This window comes from Sphingomonas sp. BL-S-25 (genome assembly GCF_055521555.1).
Genome location: NZ_CM145486.1, coordinates 767,880 through 786,392 on the forward strand (window position 1 = coordinate 767,880; position 18,513 = coordinate 786,392).

Genomic DNA, 18,513 nt, shown 5'->3' on the forward strand with positions numbered 1-18,513 from the left:
GAACGTTCACGGCATGCGGGATCGTTTGGTGCACGACGGGGCGACTCAGCGAGCGCGGGGCCAGATGAACCGGCGGGTCGAGAACTCAGAGTCGCCGCAGCGCCTGCGCCGGCCGGACCGAAAGCACGGGGATTGACCCGATCAGCCCGATCCCCAGCGTCAGCACTGCGCCCACTGTCAGCGTCGCCAGCACCACCGCCCAGTCGGGCGTCCAGTGGAATTCGAACACGCCGGTGATGACGTACCAGGCGGCCAGCGTCCCCAGCCCGAGCGCAAGCCCGGTCAGGATCAGCGCGAGCAAAGCATATTCCAGCGCCTGCGCCGCCAGGATCTGGCCGCGGGTCGCGCCCAGGGTCTTGAGGATGATGCTGTCATAGGTCCGCGCCTGCCGCCCCGCGGCGATCGCGCCGATCAGCACCGCGATGCCCGCCAGGATCGCGACCGACGCCGATAGCAGGATCGCGGTCGCCATCTGGTCGACGATCGTGCGCACCTGTCCCAGCACTTCGCTGACCGCGATGATCGAGGCGGACGGGAAGGTGCCGAGCAGCGCGCGGGACACCGCGCCTTCGTGGCGCGGATCGACGTCGATCGTCGCAGTCAGGCTGTGCGGCGCGGCGATCAGCGTGTTGGGTGAGAAGACGATGATATAGTTGAACCCCATCGTGTCCCAATTGACCTGACGCAGCGAGGCGATCCGCGCCTCGATCTCGCGGCCCAGGATGCTGACGGTCATCCGGTCGCCGACCTTCAGGCCCAGCGTCCGTGCCGCCTCGCGGTCGAGCGAGACGAGCGGCGGGCCGGCATAGTCGCGCGGCCACCATGTGCCGGCGACCAGCTCGCTCCCCTGCGGCAGCGTCTCGGCATAGGTCACGCCGCGCTCGCCGCGCAGGAACCAGGCACCCTCGGGCAGGGTCTGGAGGTCGGCCACGCGCGTCTTGCCATAGGCGGTGATGGTCCCACGCAGCGAGGGGACGATGTTCATCTGCGCCTCGGGCGCGGCGCCGTGGACGACATCGTCGAACCGCTCGCGCGATTCCGACGGGATATCGAGTATGAACAGGCTGGGCGCGCGCTGCGGCACGGCGCGCTGCATCTCGGTATTCAGGCTCGTCTGGATCGCCGCCAGCGTGACGAACAGGGTCAGCGCCAGCCCCAGCGCGATCACCAGCGCGACCGTCTGCGCGCCCGGCCGATACAGGTTGGCGATGGCAAGGCGCAGCAGCGGACGGCGCGGCCGCGGCATCCGGGCGGCGCCCCAGCGGATCAGCGCGCCGATCGCCAGCAGCACCAGCAAGGTCGCGGCGATCGCCCCGAGAACGGCGGCGGCGAACAGCGGCTCGCGCGCGGTCCCCAGCGCCAGCGCGACCACCGCCGCTCCGGCCGCGCCGACCAGCAGCGCGGTGCGGCGATCGATCCGCAGTCCCTGTTCCACGCCGCTGCGCAACTGCGCCGCGACCGGAAGCGCGCGCGCTCGCGCCAGCGGCGGCAGGGCGAAGGCAAGCGCGATCAGCACGCCATAGGCGGCGCTGGTCAACAGCGGCAGCGGATGGATGCCGATGCCCGGCGTGACCGGCAGCAGGTCGCCGGCCAGCGCGATGAAGGCGGGCGGCAGCACCGCGCCGGCGACCAGCCCGGCCAGCACCGCCACCGCGGTCGCTGCGCCGATCTGGAGCAGATAGATGCGGCTGATATCGGCCGAACTGGCGCCCAGGATCTTGAGCGTCGCGATCCCGCCGCGCTTCTGCGCCAGATAGGATGCGACGCCGTTGCTGACGCCGATCCCGGCGATGACGAGCGCCGCCAGCCCGATCAGCGACAGGAACTGGCCCATCCGCTCGAAGAAGCGCACCGCCCCCGGCGCGGCGCGGTCGCGGTCCTTATATTCCCAGCCGGAGCTCGGGAACTTCGCCTTCAGCGCGGCGACCGCCGCCTCGGGACTGCGGCCGGGCGCCAGGCGGATGCGGTATTTGGTCTCGTACAGCGCGCCCGGCTGGATCAATTTGGTCCGCGCCAGCCCGTCCAGCGACACGATCGCGACCGGGCCTAGAGTGAATCCCTCGCCCACCCGGTCGGGCTCCTGATCCAGGATCGCGGCGATGCGGAATGCCGCCTCGCCATAGCGCAGCGTGTCGCCGACGCGCAGCAGCAGCCGCTCGGCAAGCGCGCGGCCGATCACCACCTGATCGGGCGCAAGCGGCGCATAGACGCCGGGCGCCAGCGTCACCGCGCCATAGAGCGGATAGCGCGGATCGACGCCCTTCAACTCGGTCAGCACCGCCTCCGGCGCACCCGCGACCGGCGCCGCGCGGCGCGCCATCGCCCGGGTGCGGATCGTGTCGCTGACGGTTCCCAGCCGGGCAAGTTCGGCATGTTCGGCCGGGCTCGCCTGGCGCTGGGTCATCGCCACCTCGACATCGCCGCCCAGCAGCACCTGGCCGCGCGACGACAATTCGCTGGTGATCGACGCGGTCAGGCTGCCGATCGTCGCCAGCGTCGCCACGCCCAGGAACAGGCAGACGAGCAGCAGCCGCAACCCGCGAAAGCCGGCATTGAGGTCGCGCCGCGCGATCCGCCATGCGGCCCGCCAGCCAAGCGCAGCCGCGCTCAAGCGGCGCCGTCCGCGACGATGACGCCGTCGCGCATCGTCAGCACCCGGTCGCACCGCGCCGCCAGCGCAGGATCATGAGTGATGATCAGCAGCGTCGCACCCGCGGCGCGCTGGCGGTCGAACAGCAGGTCGACGATCGCCCCGCTGGTCGCGCCGTCCAGATTGCCGGTCGGCTCGTCGGCGAACAGGATGTCGGGCCGCCCTGCTACTGCGCGGGCGATCGCGACACGCTGCTGCTCGCCGCCCGACAATTGCACCGGATAATGGGTCAGGCGATGCCCCAGCCCGACTGCCTCCAGTTCCGCCGCCGCGCGATCGAACGCATCGGCCGCGCCGGCCAGCTCGAGCGGCACCGCGACATTCTCCAGCGCAGTCATGGTCGGCAGCAGGTGAAACGCCTGCAGCACGATGCCGACGCGTCCGCGCCGCGCCCGCGCCAGCCCGTCCTCGTCCAGCGTGTCATAGGCGATGCCGGCGACGCTCACCGTCCCGCCGCTGGCGCGCTCCAGCCCCGACAGGATCGCCATCAGCGACGACTTGCCCGACCCCGACGGACCCAGGATCGCCACGCTGGCGCTGCGTACGATGTCGAGGTCGATCCCCTTCAGGATTTCGGTCGGCGCCTCGCCCGAACCGAGCGTCAGGGTGACATTGCGTGCGCGGATTGCGATATCCGCGTTCGGATCGATCGACATTAGGGAAGGTGACATCCTTGTCCAACAGACTTGCGCCATATGCGGCCACACTGCTGCTGCTCCAAGGGCTGGCGGCATGTTCGGACGGGAATAATGTCCCAAATCGGCAGGAAAATGTTAGCGATACGGCCCCGCAGAACGGCACGGCGACAGCCAGCATCGGCGAGCAGCGGCTGGTCGTCGCGTTCGGCGACAGCCTCTATGCCGGCTATGGCGTGACCCAGCAGCAAAGCTTCCCCGCCCGGCTGGAACGCGCACTCGCCGATCAGGGGATCGCCGCCAGCGTGCGCAATGCCGGTGTCTCGGGCGATACCAGCGCGGCGGGACTGCGCCGGCTGGCCTTCACGCTCGACGGGCTGGAGCGCAAGCCCGATCTGGTGATGGTCAATCTGGGCGGCAACGACATGCTGCGCGGCATCGACCCTGCCGAGACGCGCAAGAACCTGACCGCGATCTGCGAGGAATTGAAGCGGCGCGGCATCCCGATCCTGCTGACCGGCATGATCGCCGCGCCGAATATGGGCAAGGACTATGCCGACAGCTTCAACGCCATCTATCCCGACCTGGCGAAACGCTATGACGCCGCGCTCTACCCCTTCTTCCTCGACGGCGTGGTGACCGACCGCACGCTGATGCAGGACGACCGGGTCCATCCCACGGCGCAGGGCATCGACAGGATCGTGACGAAGGTCGAGCCGGTGGTCGCGAGGGCGCTGGCGCAGCAGTAAGTCTGAGCTCAGTCGGGGCTCAGTCGAGCCCGGTCTTGCCCGGCGCCCAATAGGCCTTGGTCGCGATGCGCGCTGCCGGGACCTGCCGCTCTTTCAACGTGCGCCGCAGCGCCTGGATCGCCTGTCCGCGCCCGGTAAGCGCGAAGGACGCGCCCCGGTCCGCCTGTTCGAGCAGCATGTCGGCCATGGCCGGCATATGGCCGTCATCCGCACGCCGGGCGACGAGCGAGATGTGGCGCAGGCCCAGCGCGGCGGCGACCTGCTGCGCGCGTTCGAGATCGGCGACTTCGAGCAGGATCGACACGTCCCATCCGCCCAGATGATAGACGGCGGCATAGGCCAGGCCGAGCGAGGTCTCGTCACCGCAGATCACCAGCGGCCCCGACATCCGGTCCAGCGAGAGCGACGCGCGCGGGCCGAAGATGTCGCACCGGTCCCCGGGCGCCGCGTCGCTCAGCCAGCGGCTCCCCGGCCCGCCGCCGTCAGTGACGCCGAGGATGCAGGCGCGCCCCGCCACGGGATTCCATTCGATCGGCGTATAGGTCCGCGCAACGAACGCCGATCCCATCGCGACCTGCACCTTCTGCCCCGGGGTCCAGGCGACGCCCTGCAGCGCCGGTCCCTCCATCGTGACCAGGCGAAAGCCCTTGGCGACCTCCTCGCTCGCAACGATCGTCGCCGGCTTCATCAGCAGCCGGATCAGCGCCCGGTCCAGCCGGCCGGGCACCCTGCGCCCGGAGATTGGCGTCGGTTCGATCGCGCCCATCATGCGGGCCTTGCGAAGCGAGCGCGGGTCGATTGCATCATCGTCGATCCTCAAACTGGCGGGCCGGGCGAAAGCGCCTCGACGGGGCGGTGATGATCGGATACCCGGCGCCTGCACTGGCGTCATTAAGAAGGCTGGCCAGATTATTTTCTGATCCCGCCAATCCGATCATCCTCTTGGGGAAACCCGAATGCCGATGCTGACCGATCTCGATATGTCGCAGTGGATGGAACCCGACGAGGTGTCGCGCCCGATCGTGGCATTCGGCGCGGAGATTTCCGACATGGGCGGGTTCGAACTCGACTTCCATCGCCACGCCAAGGGACAGCTGCTGCTGGTCCAGCGCGGCGCGCTCAGCTGCGAGGTCGAGGGCGGATTGTGGATCGTCCCGCCCGGCAGCGCACTGTGGATCCCCGGCGGCGCGCTTCACGCGGTCCGGGCGACGGGCGCGCTTCTGGGTTTCAACGCCTTTTTCGGTTCGGAAGAGGGCGCCGGACTGCCCCAGACCTGTCGCACCGTGTCGGTCACGCCGCTGCTGCGCGAACTCCTCGTCCGCTCGGCGCACCTGCCCTATCTCTATGAGGAAGGCGGCGCGAACAGCCGCCTCGTCGCGGTCATCCTCGACGAACTCGCGACCGCGCAGGTGGAGGACCTGCACCTGCCGATGCCGACCGACGCGCGCCTCAGGAAGATTGCCGAGGCGATGATCGCCACCCCCGCCGACCGCGCGACGCTGGCATGCTGGGCAGTCCGCGCCGGCATGAGCGAACGCACGCTCGAGCGAATGATCAGCCGCGAGACCGGCATGAGCTTCGGCCGCTGGCGCCAGCAGCTGGCGGTCGTGCTGGCCGTAAAATGGCTCGCCGCCGGCGCATCGATCCAGCAGGTCGCCGGCGACCTCGGCTATGAAAGCGTCCCCGGCTTCGTCACGATGTTCCGCAAGGCGCTGGGCACCTCGCCCGGTCGGTACATGGCGGAGCGACACGCGCGGTAGGGCATGTCTGCAAAGCTTGCCAACCTGGCGCGCCCACTCCGCCACCCGCGTTTGGCGCGTCCCCTACACCCCCCGTCACCCCGGCCGAAGTGCCGGGGTCCACGGTGCGGCACATCCCGCACCTGAGGCTCTCGCGGCGTGGAGACGCTCTGGGCGACTTATTCTGGCCCCCGTAGCTCTGGGATGGAGGACGGGTGGACCCCGGCATTTCAGCCGGGGTGACGGTTGTGGGTGGGCACCTCAGCCTGGGCGATGGCAGCGCTGGTAAACCTGTCCCCTACCGCGCCCGCTTCACCGCCGCCCTGTCCCGCGCCTCGCACCGCTCGATGATCGCCAGCGTGTCCGCCGTGCGGCCATTGGCCTTGTCGAGCTGACCGGTCTGGGCGTCGGCGAAGGCGATCCAGTCGCCGACCACTCCGCCGACCGGCAGCGCGGCGCCGGGGACGCCCTGGCGCCAGCTATCGGGGATAAGCGTGCTGCACGCAGCGGGGGTCGCCACGATAGGCGGCGCGGCGGCACAGCCCGGCAAGACCGGCATCGCGCACGCCATCGGCAACAGGCGCGTCAGCACCCTCGGCACCCCGGATCGCATCGTCATTCTCCCGTGTCAGGGCGTCGCCCAATGTGTCTGCGGCGGCGCGGTTGCCGACCGTGTCGACCGCGTCGCGGCCCGATCGGACCGCGGCATCGGCCTGGCCCTTGTTCAGCTTCGCCTCGGTCCGGGCGGTGCGCGCCGACTGGCAGGAATTGAGCCACAGGATGCCGAGGACGAGTACGATCAGCCCGAGGCCGACCAGCAGCTTCGACAGGCGCGTCATGGTGCCGTCCCCTCGCCGTCCGTCGTGGTCGGATCGCTGCGCGCGGCGGGGATCGAGTTGGACAGCGCCTCGGTCAGCTTGTCGCGGTCCTGATGTTCCCATAGCGACTTGATGACGCCCAGCACCTCGCGGAACGACAGCAGCAGCGCGGTGAACAGCCCGGCATCGGCCAGCGGCACCTTGCCGTCGGGCGTCGCCTGGCTCAGCATCCCGTCAAAGGTGTGGCCGATCAGGAACAGGATCGCCATCGCCAGCATCGTCATGGCGATCAGCCCGCCCAGCTGAAGCCGCACGCTCATGCCGCCACCCGCGTGCGCAGCCAGCCATAGGCGAAGGCGCGATTGGCCGGCCGCAGCTCGCACAGCTCGACATAGCGCGCCGCCTGCATACCGTTGAGCGCCGCCAGCAGCACGCGCTCACCCTCGGCCCCGCGCCGCGCCAGGAAGCCGGTCAGCGCCGCCAGCGTCCCCGGCCCAGCCACGCCGTCGATCACGAGATCGGCGCGGTCCCCGCGATCGTTCAGGGCGTTCAGCACGCGCTGGAGAAAGCGCGACGCGACCGGCGGGCCCATGTTGACGCCGGTATCGACCAGCGCGGCCGCGACCGGCATCGAGACGGCGGCGATCGCCGCATAGCCGGGCTCGGCGACATAGCGGCGGCGATAGATGGCGATCGCGGTCGCGCGCGGCAGTTCGCGCATCGGGCCGGAATAGCCATTGGCCCGCGCGGTCTGGGCGGTGATGCCGTACATCGTCTCGCCGCCGGCATCGCGCGGGTCGTTGGCATAGCCGCCCTCATTGGCCAGCACCTCTTCGATGATGGTGTCGATGCTTCGCATGGGAATCAGGGTCCTTCGGTCGGGGTTGCGGCGCGGCGCTCGATCGCGACCGGCACGGGAAGCGTCGCCGGCGGCGCCGGGATCAGGCCGACCGACCGGCCGGCCAGCCAGAGCGCGCTGAACAGGCTGGCGATGCCGATCAGCGCCGGCCACCAGCTGCGGATGCCGCCGATCAGCCCGATCGCGCCGTCGCGCCGGTCCTTGTCGCGGAACAGGGTGTCGACGCGGTCGTCGAGCGCCTTGAGATCGATCGCCAGCGCGGCGACGGACTCGCCGACCTTGTTCGCCTCCAGCGCCGCCAGCCGCTCGAGCATGGTGACCTGGGTACGCTGCATTTCCGACATCGAATCCGCGAGGCGGCGGATGCTGGCGGACAGGTCCTTGATGATCTCGTACTGAAAGCGCGTATCGCGCTCGGGCGAGGCGTCAGACATGGCCGGCCCCCTCCCCGATCGTGCCGGAACCGCTCGTGGCGGCGGTGACAGGGTGCGGCGGCGGCGAGGCGGCGGCGGGCAACAGGCCGGTCGCCGGAGCAGGTCCGGCGCGCAGGCCGGCGATGATGACGATCATTGGCTTTCCCGAGGATGGTTTCTCCTCGGGTTAGGCGTTCCTCACGCGTTCAGGGGGCCCAGTGCACAGCCCGGCGCCCCTGTCCCCGGACAATCCCGGGACAGTCCCGTAAAAGCCCCGGGACACGCCCGGGACATCGGGATCAATCGTTCCAGAGGCGTGCGGCGCCGCGCACGCCCGAACTGTCACCCCACTGCGCCGGCACGATCCGCCCCGACCAGCTGCCGCCGAAGCTGAACCGGTGGATCACCGCGGGCAGTGCGCCGTACAGCTCGGTGACGTTGCTCATTCCGCCGCCCAGCACGAACACGTCGGGATCGACGATGTTGACCACCATCGCCATCGCCCGGCCCAGCCGATCGACATAGGCATCGAAGGCCGCCTTGGCATGAGCGTCTCCGGCGCGGGCGGCCGCGATGATCTCGGGTCCGGTCAGCGTCCGGCCGCTGCGCGCGGTGAAATCCTTCTGCAGCCCGGTGCCCGACACCAGCATGTCGAGGCAGCCATGATGGCCGCACCAGCAGCCGGGACCCGGATACTCCTCGGCCGTCATCCAGGGCAGCGGCACATGGCCCCATTCGCCGCCCATGCCATTGGCGCCCTCGACGATGCGCCCGTCGATGACCAGCCCGCCGCCGACGCCGGTGCCGATAATCACCGCAAAGGCCGAATGGGCCCCCGCCGCGGCGCCATCGACCGCTTCGGACAGCGCCAGGCAGTTGGCATCATTGGCCATGCGCACCTCGCGGCCCAGCGCCTCGGCCAGATCCTCGCGAAAGGTCCGGCCGTTGAGGAAGGTCGCATTGGCGTTGCGCATCCGCCCGTCGCGCGGGTTGATCGATCCGGGCGTGCCGACGCCGATCGTCCCGACGCTGCCCGCCTCCGCCTCGGCGCGGGCGATCAGGTCGCGAATTTCGCGAATGGCGCTGTCATAATCGCCGGGGTTCGGGGTACGCAGCCGCGCGAGGAAACTGCCGTCGGCGTCCAGCGCCGCGGCTTCGATCTTCGTGCCGCCCAAATCAATGCCGATCCGGATCATCACCCTCCCTGTTCCGACCGGCATCGCGCGGTGCGAGCCGATCCGTTTCTCATTGCTCGGCCCAGCCGCCTCGCGTCGCTGATCGGCATTGGCATAGATTGGTTCGGCCGCTCCACAATAAATAACATAATTTGTGATATTTTTGACGCGATATCGTTGCCGAATTAGCGATCCCGCATGACGATCGCCTTCGACCGGGCTAAGTGCTGGATCGAGGGCACGAAATACAGACGCCTAGGGGACGGGGATGCGGAGCAATTTGGGGGATAGGGTCGGCGCACGACCAGACGCATCCGCGATCGACGGGCGCGACTCGCGCCTGTCACGCAGCCTGTCGGGGACCAATCTGGAACGTGCCGGCGACTATAATCTGCGCACCGTGCTCCAGGCCATTCGCCTCAACGGGGAAACCACGCGCGTCGCGCTGGCGCAGCTGACGGGGCTGACCGCGCCGACCATCGCCAACATCACCGGGCGGCTGATCGCGATGGGCCTGGTCCGCACGGCCGGCCGGATCAAGGGCGGCCGCGGTCAGCCGGCGCTGCGGCTTCAGGTCAATCCCGACGGCGCATTCGGGATCGGCCTCAACATCGATCGCGACCACCTGACTCTGGTGACATTGGACCTGGCCGGCGAGGTGCGCAGTCGCGTGACGCGCGAAGTCGCCTTCGCCATGCCGGCGGACGTCGTCGCCTTTGTCGACGAGGTGCTCGACGGGTTGCTGACCGAAGGCGGCATCGACCGTGAGCGGGTGCTCGGCATCGGCGTGGCGATCCCCGACGATCTGGGGCGCATCACCCTGCCCCATCAGCCGGCGGGCTATGACCAGTGGAATGCGGTCGACCTGGCGGCCCTGTTCGAGGCGCTGCCCTGGCCGGTCCATCATGACAATGACGCCGCGGCGGCGGCGCTGGGCGAGGCGGAGACGGGTACCGCCTTCGACAATCCCAGCTTCTTCTATCTGCTGATCAGCGCAGGGCTTGGCGGCGGTCCGGTGATCGACCGTTCCTATCATCGCGGCGCCAATGCCCGCAGCGGCGAGATCGGGCTGATGCCCGACACAACCGGCTGCCCCGGCGCGACGGTTCAGGATACGGTATCGCTGTCCGCGCTGCTCGCCCGGCTGGAGGCGGCCGGATTCGACGCGCCGAGCGTGGCGGATCTGTCAGGCGACGATCCCCGGCTCGAGCCGGTGGTGGCGGGGTGGATCGAGGATGCGGTGCGCGCGCTCACGGCGCCGCTGGTCGCGATCAACTGCCTGCTCGATCCGGACGCGATCCTGATCGGCGGGCGCCTGCCGGTATCGCTGATCGAGCGGCTGACGGCCGGCCTGACCGCTGCGCTCGACGCCGTGCCCCAGCCGTCTCGCGCGCGGATCATGCCCGCAGTCATGGCACGCGACGCGCCCGCGATCGGCGCGGCGATCCTCCCCTTTCTCGACCATATCCTGCCGTCGGACGCGATCCTGATCCAGACCGGCCGCTAAGGCCGCGCGCCCGGTCCCGCGCGCGCCTGCCCCCGTCACGCCTGTCCCGTGTCATCTGCGCCAGATACGAAGACGGGGTGGGACGCCATTTGGCGTCCCACCCCGTAAAGGGGGGATCTTGGATCAGAAGCTCAGGCGCGTCGTGATCGAGAACTGCCGATCGCTCTTGAAATAGGCGCGCGGCGCTTCCTGGCCTTCCGAGTTGAGCACGAAGGTCGTCCGCGTCGTCGCGTCGAGCAGGTTCTGGACCTGCAGGCCGATCTTGAACTGCTTGTTGACCGTGTAGAACAGCGAGCCGTCCATCTGCCCCGCCGCCAGCGCATAGACCGGCAGGAAGGGGAAGCAGCAGTCGCGGTTGGTCAGCAGATACTTGGACCGCCAGCTATAGGCGAGACGGAAGTACAGGCCGCCCAGGTCGTAGAAGCCGGCGACGTTGACATTATACTTCGACAGCTGCGCCAGCGGCAGGTTGTCGTAGATGCCCTCGACGTCGAGCGGCGGACGATTGCCGTCATTCGGCGCGTTGTTCGGCCGGGCATTCGGAATGTTGCCGGCGTCAATATAGGTGAAGGTCGCCTGCGCACCCAGGCCGCGCAGCACGCCCGGCAGGAAGTCGAACGTCTGCTGATACGAGACTTCCGCACCCTTGATGTCCGCAGTTCCGGGGACGTTGACCGGACCGTTGACCGTGACGTCGAAGGTCTGGCCGTTATTGGTCAGGCGGCCGCTAGAAGCGGAATTGTCGAGAATGATGTTCGACAGCTGCTTGTAGAACAGCGCCCCGGTCAGTGAACCGACCTTGGCAAAATACCACTCGGCGGTAAGGTCGACCTGCTTCGCGTCAATTGGCCGCAGAAGGGGATTCCGCGACTGAGACGAGAAATTATAGGTCCCCGTCGTATTGGTTGACGATGGCTCGAGGCGGATGAAGTTGCGCAAATCGGTAAAGGCCGGACGTGAAATGGCCTTCGATGCCGCCAAACGGAACAGTAGCGTGTCGGTCGCCTGATACTTGATGTTCAGACTCGGTAGCCACTTATCGAAGCTTTGGCTGTCGACCTTCGGGATCGTTCCGTTGTTCGAAAATGCAACAATTGAAGCCTGCAGTTCCGGACTGACAGTACAAATCGGGCGAATGGTTCCAGAGTCGTTGGGCGAAGCACAAAAAGCTGCCACCGTTGGGAAGCCGCCCAGCGTTGACGCGATATCCGGAAAGTTAATAGCTCCTTCGGAGACGCTGCTCGTGTGAACGAATCGAAGGCCAATGTTGCCCGACAGGCTGCCACCGGCAAAACCGTCGAGTCCGAAATCCAGCCGCGCATAGGCCGCATAGGTCTTCTCACGTGTCCGATAGACTTCGTTCGGACGGAAATAGCCGTCTACCAGGTTCGCACCGCGATCCTCGAGCGGGGTGTAACCACCACCCGAGGCCGCGGTCGCGCGGCGCAGCAGGTCGGTGACCGCATCATGATCCGTCAGAAGCTGGCCGGGAATGCCCCAGGTGCTGGGCGGGGAGACCGCCTGGCCGCGGAAGAAGTTGGGGAAGTTCACGCCGGCAAGCTCGTTCTGATATTTATCGACCGAAGCAATGCCGCCCGAGGTCCAGGTGTCCGACACCGCGCCCCAGTTGTTATAGTCGTTGGCCTTTACCGTCTGGTCGCGCGTCGAATAACGCCCGCCGATGCGGATCTTGCGCAGGAACGACACGTCCGACAGGTCATATTCGGCATCGCCGCGGAAGGCCCATTCGTCGCCATCGCTGTGCGTGCGATTGTTCATCGCGTCGCGGATGAAGACCTTGGTCGGGTCGCGGAAATAGCTGGCGACGCTGCTGCCGTCCGGGGTGACCGTGGTGATCTGCGGGACCTTGCCGCGGCCGTCGATCGTCACGCCGCTGAAGGTCGCCAGTTCGATCACGTCGTCATAGTCGCGGCCCTTCGAGAAGACATATTGGCCGTCGAAGTTCAGGCGCAGACGCTCGGTCGGCTCCCACTTCACGTTCAGCGTGTGGTCCTGGGTCGCGCCATCGGTCGAGAAGAAGCGGTTGGCGAGCGTCGTGTACTGACCACCGCCGTTCCGGATCAGCGTGCCGCTGGTGAAGACGCCATTCTCGTCATAGGTCGGGCTGGCGAAATTCTGGCCCGCGATCGGTGCCGAGGGGTTGTAGCCCTGCGGGAAGATCTGGTTCGCGTCGGCATAATAGACGTTCGGCTCGACCGTGCGGTCCAGCCAGGTCTGCTTCGACTCGGCGCGCAGGAATTGCGCGGTTACCAGGAAATTGCCGCTGGCATTCTCATACTGCGCCGCGCCGGCATAGCCGATGCGGGTGCGGTCGAACTGCTGCGAACGCATGCCCGCGCCCAGCGGCACGAACACGCTGTCGCGCCCCGCCGGCACCGGATAGCGGTCCCACAGCGTCGACTCGTACGGGGTGCCCGCATTCAGGACGCGGCCTTCGCCGGCGTCCTGGACGCCGTTGCCGTTGGTGTCGTCATTATAGCGCGGCAGAAATGCCGAGTAGAAGACCGAGTCCGAACGGCTGAACTGCTGGTTGTAGCTGGCGCTGGCGAGGATGCCGAAACGGCCGCCATTGCCCAGCTGCCACTGCTTCGAGAACAGGCCGACGACGGCCGGCGCGCTGCGATCGGCATAGTCGCCATAATTGACCGTGCCCGACAGGTACAGCAGCGTGTCCTTCGAATCGAAGGGCTTGCGCGTGTTGATGCTGACCGTGCCGGAGATGCCGCCCTCGATCAGGTCGGCAGTCAGGTTCTTGTAGACCTCGACCGATCCGACCAGTTCGGTCGGCACGTCGTTGAAGCCGATCTCGCGACCGCCCGAGACGCCGAAGCTGTCGCGGCCGTTGAACTCGCCGCGGACATAGCTGAGGCCGCGGATCGTGACGCCCGAACCTTCGACCGAGAAGTGCGCGGTGTCGGTTGCGGCGGCGAAGCGGGTGATCGCGACGCCGGCAACGCGCTGCAGCGCCTCGTTGACCGAGCGATCGGGAAGCGCGCCGATATCGTCAGCGGTGATCGCGTCGACAACGGTGTCGGCATTCCGCTTCAGGTTCTGCGCATTGGCGAGCGCCTGGCGCACACCGACGACAACGATGTCATTCGCTTCGCCCGAATCGTCGGCCGACTGGGCCGGATCGGCCTGCTGCGTGGCTGCATCGCCGCCCGTCGTCTGGGCGAAAGCGGGCTGAGCCGCACACATCAGCGCGAGCACCGAAACGCCGATGCCCAGTCCGGCGCGGCTCATCAGCCGGCCAGCGTCATGTTCTGCACGAATTTTCATAAGTTCCCCTTCTGTCCTCACCCGAGCCCGTTCCCTTTTCGACAGGGATTTCTTGTCGCGCACGCACAGCAATGGCTGGCGTGGTCGACAGCTGGTATCTCCGGCGGATTAGGCCCGCAAGCAAAATATCCCAACTTGATATAAGTATTCGACAGGGTAAGCTTTTAGGCCACAGGCGGGCGCCGTTGGGGGATCGCAGCGCCGCTGTCAACCGGGGAGAGGCAGAGTGAAGGCGGACGAGCGGATCAGTGTCGTCGTCATCGGTGGCGGCACCGCCGGCTGGATGACCGCTGCGGCGCTGTCGACGCTCGCGTCCGGGGCGGCCGATGTCCACCTGATCGAATCGGCGGAGATCGGAATCGTCGGCGTCGGCGAGGCGACGCTGCCGCATCTGCGCGCCTTCGTGACCCGGCTGGGCATCGACGAGGCGGCGTTCATGGCCGCCACCCATGCCACCTTCAAGCTGGGGATCGAATTCCGCGACTTCGGCAAGCTCGGCGACCGCTATATTCACCCGTTCGGCGGCTATGGCCGCGCGCTGGGGGGCGTCGGCTTCCACCATTACTGGCTGCGGCGTCATCATGCCGGCGCGGCCGCGCCGATCGGCGACTATTCGACCGCCGTCGCCGCCGCCGAGGCGCGTCGCTTCACCCGTCCCGGCGACGACCCCGAGGATCTGGCGAGCGCCTTCGGCTATGCCTATCAGTTCGACGCCACGCGCTTCGCCCCGTTCCTGCGCGCCCATGCCGAGGCGCGCGGCGCGGTGCGGACCGAGGGGCGGGTCGAGCAGGTCGAGCGGGACCCGACCAGCGGCGACGTGACCGCGGTCGTGCTGGCCGACGGGCGGCGGATCGAGGGCGATCTGTTCATCGACTGCTCGGGTTTCCGCGCGCTGCTGATCGGCGGGACGATGGACGAGGCGTGGGAGGACTGGTCGCACTGGCTGCCCTGCGACCGTGCCGTCGCCGCGCCCTGTGCCTCGCCGCCGGGCGGGATCGAGCCCTTCACCCGCGCCACCGCCATGTCGGCCGGGTGGCGCTGGCGCATCCCCCTTACCCACCGCGTCGGCAATGGCTATGTCTATTCCAGCGCGCATCTGTCCGACCAGGACGCGCAGGACGCGCTCGTCGCTTCACTGGAAAGTCCGCCGCTGGCCGATCCCCGCCTGCTGCGCTTCCGCGCCGGGCGGCGGCGGCGCAGCTGGGTCGGCAATGTCGTGTCGGTCGGGCTCGCCTCGGGCTTTCTCGAGCCGCTGGAATCGACCAGCATCTACCTCGTCCAGATGGCGATCACCCAGTTGATCGAGCATTTCCCCGGCCGCCGCGTCGCCGATGCCGATCGCGACGGGTTCAACGCGCTGGTCGATGCCGAATATGACCGGATCCGCGACTTCCTGATCCTCCATTACCACGCCACGACGCGCGACGATTCGCCCTTCTGGGACCATGTCCGGACCATGGCGATCCCGAACAGTCTGGCCGACAAGATGGAGCTGTGGCGCCGGTCGGCCCAGGTCTCGCGCTACAGCCACGGCCTGTTCCTCGAACCTTCATGGATCGCGGTCTATCTCGGCCAGAACATCGTGCCTGACGGATGGGACACGCGCGCCGACCTGCCCGATGCGGCTGCGCTCGACCGTGCGCTCGAGGCACTGCGCGGCGGGATTGCCGAGGCGGTGGCGGCGATGCCCGATCACGCCGCCTATCTGAAGGCCGCCGCGTGAACGCAAGGACGCCGATCGAGTCCGTCCTGGTCGTTGGCGGCGGGCTGACTGCGCTGTGCGCGGCGATCGCCTATGCACGCGCGCTGCCGCGGGCGCAGGTAACGCTGGCCGTGACCCGATCCGATCCGGGCGCGCTTGCCGATCGCCTGCCCGCGGTCACGCCGCCGGTAGCCGCGGCGTTCGAGGGGCTCGGCATCGATCCGGATCGGCTGGTCGCCGCCGGCGCCGCCACGCACCGGGTGGGCGAACGGTTCGACTGGGGCACCCCGCCCTTCGCGATCGGCGAGGGCGAAGGCGTGCCCGCGGTCGCCGGCACTGCGCTGCACCAGCTGTGGCTGGCGCATGGCGATGGCGCCTATGGCGCGCTGGTTCCGGGCGCCGCGCTGGCCCTCGCCGAACGGTTCGTGCAGCCGGCGGCCGACCCGCGCTCGCTATTGTCGCGAACCGACTTCACCCTGCGGATCGATGCCGACCGTGCGGCAGCGCTGCTCGCCCAGGCCGCACAGGCCGCCAGGGTTCGGATCATCCGGGCGACGACACTTTCGGTGACACCGGGCCCCGACGGCATCGCTGCGGTCTCGGTCGACGGTACCGCGCTGACCGCCAATCTCTATGTCGATGCATCCGGCCCCGCGGCGCTGATGGCGCCGGCCGATGCCGGCTGGATCGATTGGAGCGACACGCTTCCCGCAGACCGGCTGCTGCTCGCCTCGGGCGCCGCCGCCCCCTCGCCGACCGACCGCTACGAGCGCCACGCGATCGGCTGGACCGCGCACTGGCCCCTTGCCGCGCGGACGCTCACCGCGCTCGCCTATCGTGCCTCGGCGACCGGCGAGGCGACGGCGCGCAAGCAGATGCCGGGCGATGCCGAACTGATCGCGGTGCAGCCGCGCCGCCGGGTCGCCCCCTTTTCCGGCAATGTCCTGGCGCTGGGCGACGCGGCCGCCGCGGTCGGGCCGTTCGGCGCGATGGGGTTCTCCATCGCGCTGGCCCAGCTCGAAGTCGCGCTGGAACTGATCCCCTCGGCGCAGCCGGAGCCCGGCCTGATCGCCGAATATAATCGCCGTGCGACGCTGCGCGCCGACCGCGTCCATGCCTATCTGGCGGCCTTTTATCTCGCCGGGCCGGAGCGCACCGGCGGCTTCTGGCATCCGCTTCGCAAGGCGACGCCGCCCGCCGAACTGGCGACGGCGCTTGCCCAGTTTGGCCAGCGCGGCAGCCTGCCCCCGGTCGAGGAAGAGATCATCCCCAAGCCCCAATGGCGCCAGGCGCTGATCGGCCTCGGCCTGCGGCCCGCGCGGCTCGACCCGATCGCACTCTCGGTGCCGGCCGCGCAGGCGAAGACGGCGCTCGGCCAGCTTCGCGACGCCGTGGCGATGCTTCCCGCGGCACTGCCCGCCTATCCGGACTATCTGACGATGCTGAAGCGAGGCGGGCGATGAACTCGGCACCGATTTCCCGGGTGGTGATCGTCGGCGGCGGCACCGCCGGCTGGATGGCCGCGGCTGCCGCCTCGCGCTTCCTCGACGACGGACAGCGGACCATCACCCTGATCGAATCCGACGCGATCGGCACGGTCGGCGTCGGCGAGGCGACGATCCCGCCGATCCGCGGTTTCAACGCACGGCTGGGCATCGACGAGGCCGAGTTCCTTCGCGCCACCGGCGGCACCGCGAAGCTGGGCATCGAATTCGTCAACTGGGGTAATCGCGGCGACCGCTATATCCACCCCTTCGGCACCCATGGCCGCGACATCCAGGGACTGAACTTCCATCAGCTCTGGCTGAGGCTTCGCGACGAACCCGGGATCGGCGAGATCGAGGACTATTCGATATCGGCGGTGGCGGCACGCGCCGCGCGCTTCGCGCCGCCGGTTTCCGACCCGCGCTCGCCGCTGTCGCGAATCGAATATGCCTATCATTTCGACGCCGGGCTCTATGCCGCCTTCCTGCGCCGCCGCGCCGAAGCTCAGGGCGCGCAGCGGATCGAAGGGCGGATCACCGGCGTCGAGCAGGACGAGCGGGGCCATGTCAGCGCCGTCCGGCTGGAGGGCGATCGCCGGGTCGAGGGCGACCTGTTCATCGACTGTTCGGGCTTTCGCAGCCTGTTGCTGGGCGAGACGATGGGCGTCGGGTTCGAGGACTGGTCGCACTGGCTGCCCTGCGACCGCGCCATCGCGGTGCCGACCGAGCGGACCCGGCCGCTGCTCCCCTATACCCGCGCCACCGCGCACGATGCCGGCTGGCAATGGCGCATCCCGCTCCAGCACCGCACCGGCAACGGTCATGTCTATTCGAGCGCGTTCGTCAGCGACGAGGAGGCGGAGCGCGTGCTGCTCGCCAATCTCGACGCGCCCGCCACCGCCGAACCGCGCCGCCTGTCGTTCAAGGCCGGGCGCCGCGAACAAATGTGGTCGGGCAATGTCGTCGCGCTGGGCCTGGCCGGCGGGTTTCTCGAGCCACTGGAATCGACCAGCATCCACCTGATCCAGGACGGCATCTCGAAACTGTTCGCGCTGTTCCCCGACATGCGCTTCACCGATATCGAGCGGAACGAATTCAACCGGCTGATGGGCAATCAGTACGCAGCGATCCGCGACTTCATCATCCTCCATTATTGCGCCACGCAGCGCGACGACACGCCCTTCTGGGACCATGTCCGCACCATGACGCTGCCCGACACGCTGGCGCACAAGATCGCGCTGTTCCGCGAGAAGGGCCGCGTCTTCCGCTATGATGACGAGCTGTTCTCGATCCCCAGCTGGGTCGCGGTGATGCTGGGCCAGGGGATCATGCCGACCGGCTATGATCCGGTGGTCGACGCGCTCGATGCCGACCGCGTCGCCGCCGAACTGCGCCAGATGCGCGCCGGCTATGCCGCCGCGGCACAGAAATTGCCATTGGCCGGCTGACCGGGTCGCCGGCCGTCCTGATTTCGATCCGACA

Annotated in this window: 17 protein-coding genes; 6 read left to right on the forward strand and 11 right to left on the reverse strand. The window is 68.5% G+C overall.

The annotated features are described in order from the left end of the window. Positions 1 to 85: 85 nt before the first annotated feature. Both ACZ1H8_RS03810 and ACZ1H8_RS03815 read right to left on the reverse strand, forming a co-directional pair. Entirely contained in the window at positions 86 to 2,611 is a 2,526-nt protein-coding gene (locus ACZ1H8_RS03810) for an ABC transporter permease (protein WP_465180058.1), read from the reverse strand. After that, positions 2,608 to 3,306: an ABC transporter ATP-binding protein gene (locus ACZ1H8_RS03815; protein ID WP_465180059.1), complete on the reverse strand. Its 699-nt coding sequence runs from the start codon at positions 3,304 to 3,306 to the stop codon at positions 2,608 to 2,610. Before ACZ1H8_RS03815 ends, ACZ1H8_RS03810 begins: the two co-directional genes overlap by 4 nt. A 17-nt stretch (positions 3,307 to 3,323) precedes the next feature. Between ACZ1H8_RS03815 and ACZ1H8_RS03820 the strand changes: the two genes are divergently transcribed. Next, positions 3,324 to 4,034: an arylesterase gene (locus ACZ1H8_RS03820; protein WP_465180060.1), complete on the forward strand. Its 711-nt coding sequence runs from the start codon at positions 3,324 to 3,326 to the stop codon at positions 4,032 to 4,034. A 19-nt stretch (positions 4,035 to 4,053) separates the two neighbouring features. Here ACZ1H8_RS03820 and ACZ1H8_RS03825 read toward each other — a convergent pair whose 3' ends face one another. After that, a complete protein-coding gene (locus ACZ1H8_RS03825; protein WP_465180061.1) occupies positions 4,054 to 4,803 on the reverse strand; it encodes a siderophore-interacting protein in 750 nt (249 codons plus the stop codon). 187 nt (positions 4,804 to 4,990) lie between these two features. On the opposite strand from ACZ1H8_RS03825, the gene ACZ1H8_RS03830 reads away from it, so the two are divergent. Continuing rightward, positions 4,991 to 5,794: an AraC family transcriptional regulator gene (locus ACZ1H8_RS03830; protein ID WP_465180062.1), complete on the forward strand. Its 804-nt coding sequence runs from the start codon at positions 4,991 to 4,993 to the stop codon at positions 5,792 to 5,794. 277 nt (positions 5,795 to 6,071) lie between these two features. Here the strand turns inward: ACZ1H8_RS03830 and ACZ1H8_RS03835 are convergent, their stop codons facing one another. The 7 genes from ACZ1H8_RS03835 to ACZ1H8_RS03865 form a co-directional block, all read right to left on the reverse strand. After that, positions 6,072 to 6,293, reverse strand: a complete 222-nt coding sequence (locus ACZ1H8_RS03835; RefSeq protein WP_465180063.1) for a hypothetical protein — start codon at positions 6,291 to 6,293, stop codon at positions 6,072 to 6,074. Further along, positions 6,253 to 6,612 (reverse strand): hypothetical protein, encoded by a 360-nt coding sequence (locus tag ACZ1H8_RS03840; protein WP_465180064.1) that lies wholly within the window; start codon positions 6,610 to 6,612, stop codon positions 6,253 to 6,255. The genes ACZ1H8_RS03835 and ACZ1H8_RS03840 overlap by 41 nt, the downstream gene beginning before the upstream one ends. Beyond that, entirely contained in the window at positions 6,609 to 6,911 is a 303-nt protein-coding gene (locus ACZ1H8_RS03845; RefSeq protein WP_465180065.1) for a hypothetical protein, read from the reverse strand. The genes ACZ1H8_RS03840 and ACZ1H8_RS03845 overlap by 4 nt, the downstream gene beginning before the upstream one ends. Beyond that, positions 6,908 to 7,450 (reverse strand): glycoside hydrolase family 108 protein, encoded by a 543-nt coding sequence (locus ACZ1H8_RS03850; protein WP_465180066.1) that lies wholly within the window; start codon positions 7,448 to 7,450, stop codon positions 6,908 to 6,910. Before ACZ1H8_RS03850 ends, ACZ1H8_RS03845 begins: the two co-directional genes overlap by 4 nt. Before the next feature lie 5 nt (positions 7,451 to 7,455). Next, the gene (locus ACZ1H8_RS03855) at positions 7,456 to 7,884 is read right to left on the reverse strand and encodes a hypothetical protein (protein WP_465180067.1); all 429 of its coding nucleotides are present in this window, start codon (positions 7,882 to 7,884) and stop codon (positions 7,456 to 7,458) included. Next, complete coding sequence (locus ACZ1H8_RS03860; protein WP_465180068.1) at positions 7,877 to 8,020, reverse strand: hypothetical protein; 144 nt, start codon at positions 8,018 to 8,020, stop codon at positions 7,877 to 7,879. The genes ACZ1H8_RS03855 and ACZ1H8_RS03860 overlap by 8 nt, the downstream gene beginning before the upstream one ends. 142 nt (positions 8,021 to 8,162) lie before the next feature. Further along, positions 8,163 to 9,059, reverse strand: coding sequence for an ROK family protein (locus ACZ1H8_RS03865; protein WP_465180069.1), 897 nt, complete (start codon positions 9,057 to 9,059; stop codon positions 8,163 to 8,165). A gap of 247 nt (positions 9,060 to 9,306) precedes the next feature. Here ACZ1H8_RS03865 and ACZ1H8_RS03870 point away from each other — a divergent pair, with 247 nt between their 5' ends. After that, entirely contained in the window at positions 9,307 to 10,545 is a 1,239-nt protein-coding gene (locus ACZ1H8_RS03870) for an ROK family transcriptional regulator (RefSeq protein WP_465180070.1), read from the forward strand. 123 nt (positions 10,546 to 10,668) lie between these two features. Here ACZ1H8_RS03870 and ACZ1H8_RS03875 read toward each other — a convergent pair whose 3' ends face one another. Beyond that, positions 10,669 to 13,845, reverse strand: a complete 3,177-nt coding sequence (locus ACZ1H8_RS03875) for a TonB-dependent receptor (protein WP_465180071.1) — start codon at positions 13,843 to 13,845, stop codon at positions 10,669 to 10,671. 226 nt (positions 13,846 to 14,071) lie between these two features. Here ACZ1H8_RS03875 and ACZ1H8_RS03880 point away from each other — a divergent pair, with 226 nt between their 5' ends. From ACZ1H8_RS03880 to ACZ1H8_RS03890, 3 genes are read left to right on the forward strand one after another with little or no spacing between them, the layout of a single operon-like run. Next, positions 14,072 to 15,568: a tryptophan halogenase family protein gene (locus ACZ1H8_RS03880; RefSeq protein WP_465180072.1), complete on the forward strand. Its 1,497-nt coding sequence runs from the start codon at positions 14,072 to 14,074 to the stop codon at positions 15,566 to 15,568. Further along, positions 15,565 to 17,010 carry a tryptophan 7-halogenase gene (locus ACZ1H8_RS03885; RefSeq protein ID WP_465180073.1) on the forward strand — a complete coding sequence of 482 codons (1,446 nt, stop codon included), beginning with the start codon at positions 15,565 to 15,567 and terminating at the stop codon, positions 17,008 to 17,010. Before ACZ1H8_RS03880 ends, ACZ1H8_RS03885 begins: the two co-directional genes overlap by 4 nt. Beyond that, positions 17,007 to 18,479, forward strand: coding sequence for a tryptophan halogenase family protein (locus ACZ1H8_RS03890; RefSeq protein ID WP_465180074.1), 1,473 nt, complete (start codon positions 17,007 to 17,009; stop codon positions 18,477 to 18,479). Before ACZ1H8_RS03885 ends, ACZ1H8_RS03890 begins: the two co-directional genes overlap by 4 nt. Positions 18,480 to 18,513: the final 34 nt, after the last annotated feature.

Bases quoted from the DNA above. Each gene is read 5' to 3' on its own strand.
- ACZ1H8_RS03845 (WP_465180065.1), bottom strand. From the start codon at position 6,911: ATGAGCGTGCGGCTTCAGCTGGGCGGGCTGATCGCCATGACGATGCTG.
- ACZ1H8_RS03815 (WP_465180059.1), bottom strand. From the start codon at position 3,306: ATGTCGATCGATCCGAACGCGGATATCGCAATCCGCGCACGCAATGTC.
- ACZ1H8_RS03830 (WP_465180062.1), top strand. From the start codon at position 4,991: ATGCCGATGCTGACCGATCTCGATATGTCGCAGTGGATGGAACCCGAC.
- ACZ1H8_RS03840 (WP_465180064.1), bottom strand. From the start codon at position 6,612: ATGACGCGCCTGTCGAAGCTGCTGGTCGGCCTCGGGCTGATCGTACTC.
- ACZ1H8_RS03875 (WP_465180071.1), bottom strand. From the start codon at position 13,845: ATGAAAATTCGTGCAGAACATGACGCTGGCCGGCTGATGAGCCGCGCC.
- ACZ1H8_RS03865 (WP_465180069.1), bottom strand. From the start codon at position 9,059: ATGATCCGGATCGGCATTGATTTGGGCGGCACGAAGATCGAAGCCGCG.
- ACZ1H8_RS03870 (WP_465180070.1), top strand. From the start codon at position 9,307: ATGCGGAGCAATTTGGGGGATAGGGTCGGCGCACGACCAGACGCATCC.
- ACZ1H8_RS03850 (WP_465180066.1), bottom strand. From the start codon at position 7,450: ATGCGAAGCATCGACACCATCATCGAAGAGGTGCTGGCCAATGAGGGC.
- ACZ1H8_RS03860 (WP_465180068.1), bottom strand. From the start codon at position 8,020: ATGATCGTCATCATCGCCGGCCTGCGCGCCGGACCTGCTCCGGCGACC.
- ACZ1H8_RS03855 (WP_465180067.1), bottom strand. From the start codon at position 7,884: ATGTCTGACGCCTCGCCCGAGCGCGATACGCGCTTTCAGTACGAGATC.
- ACZ1H8_RS03825 (WP_465180061.1), bottom strand. From the start codon at position 4,803: ATGATGGGCGCGATCGAACCGACGCCAATCTCCGGGCGCAGGGTGCCC.
- ACZ1H8_RS03890 (WP_465180074.1), top strand. From the start codon at position 17,007: ATGAACTCGGCACCGATTTCCCGGGTGGTGATCGTCGGCGGCGGCACC.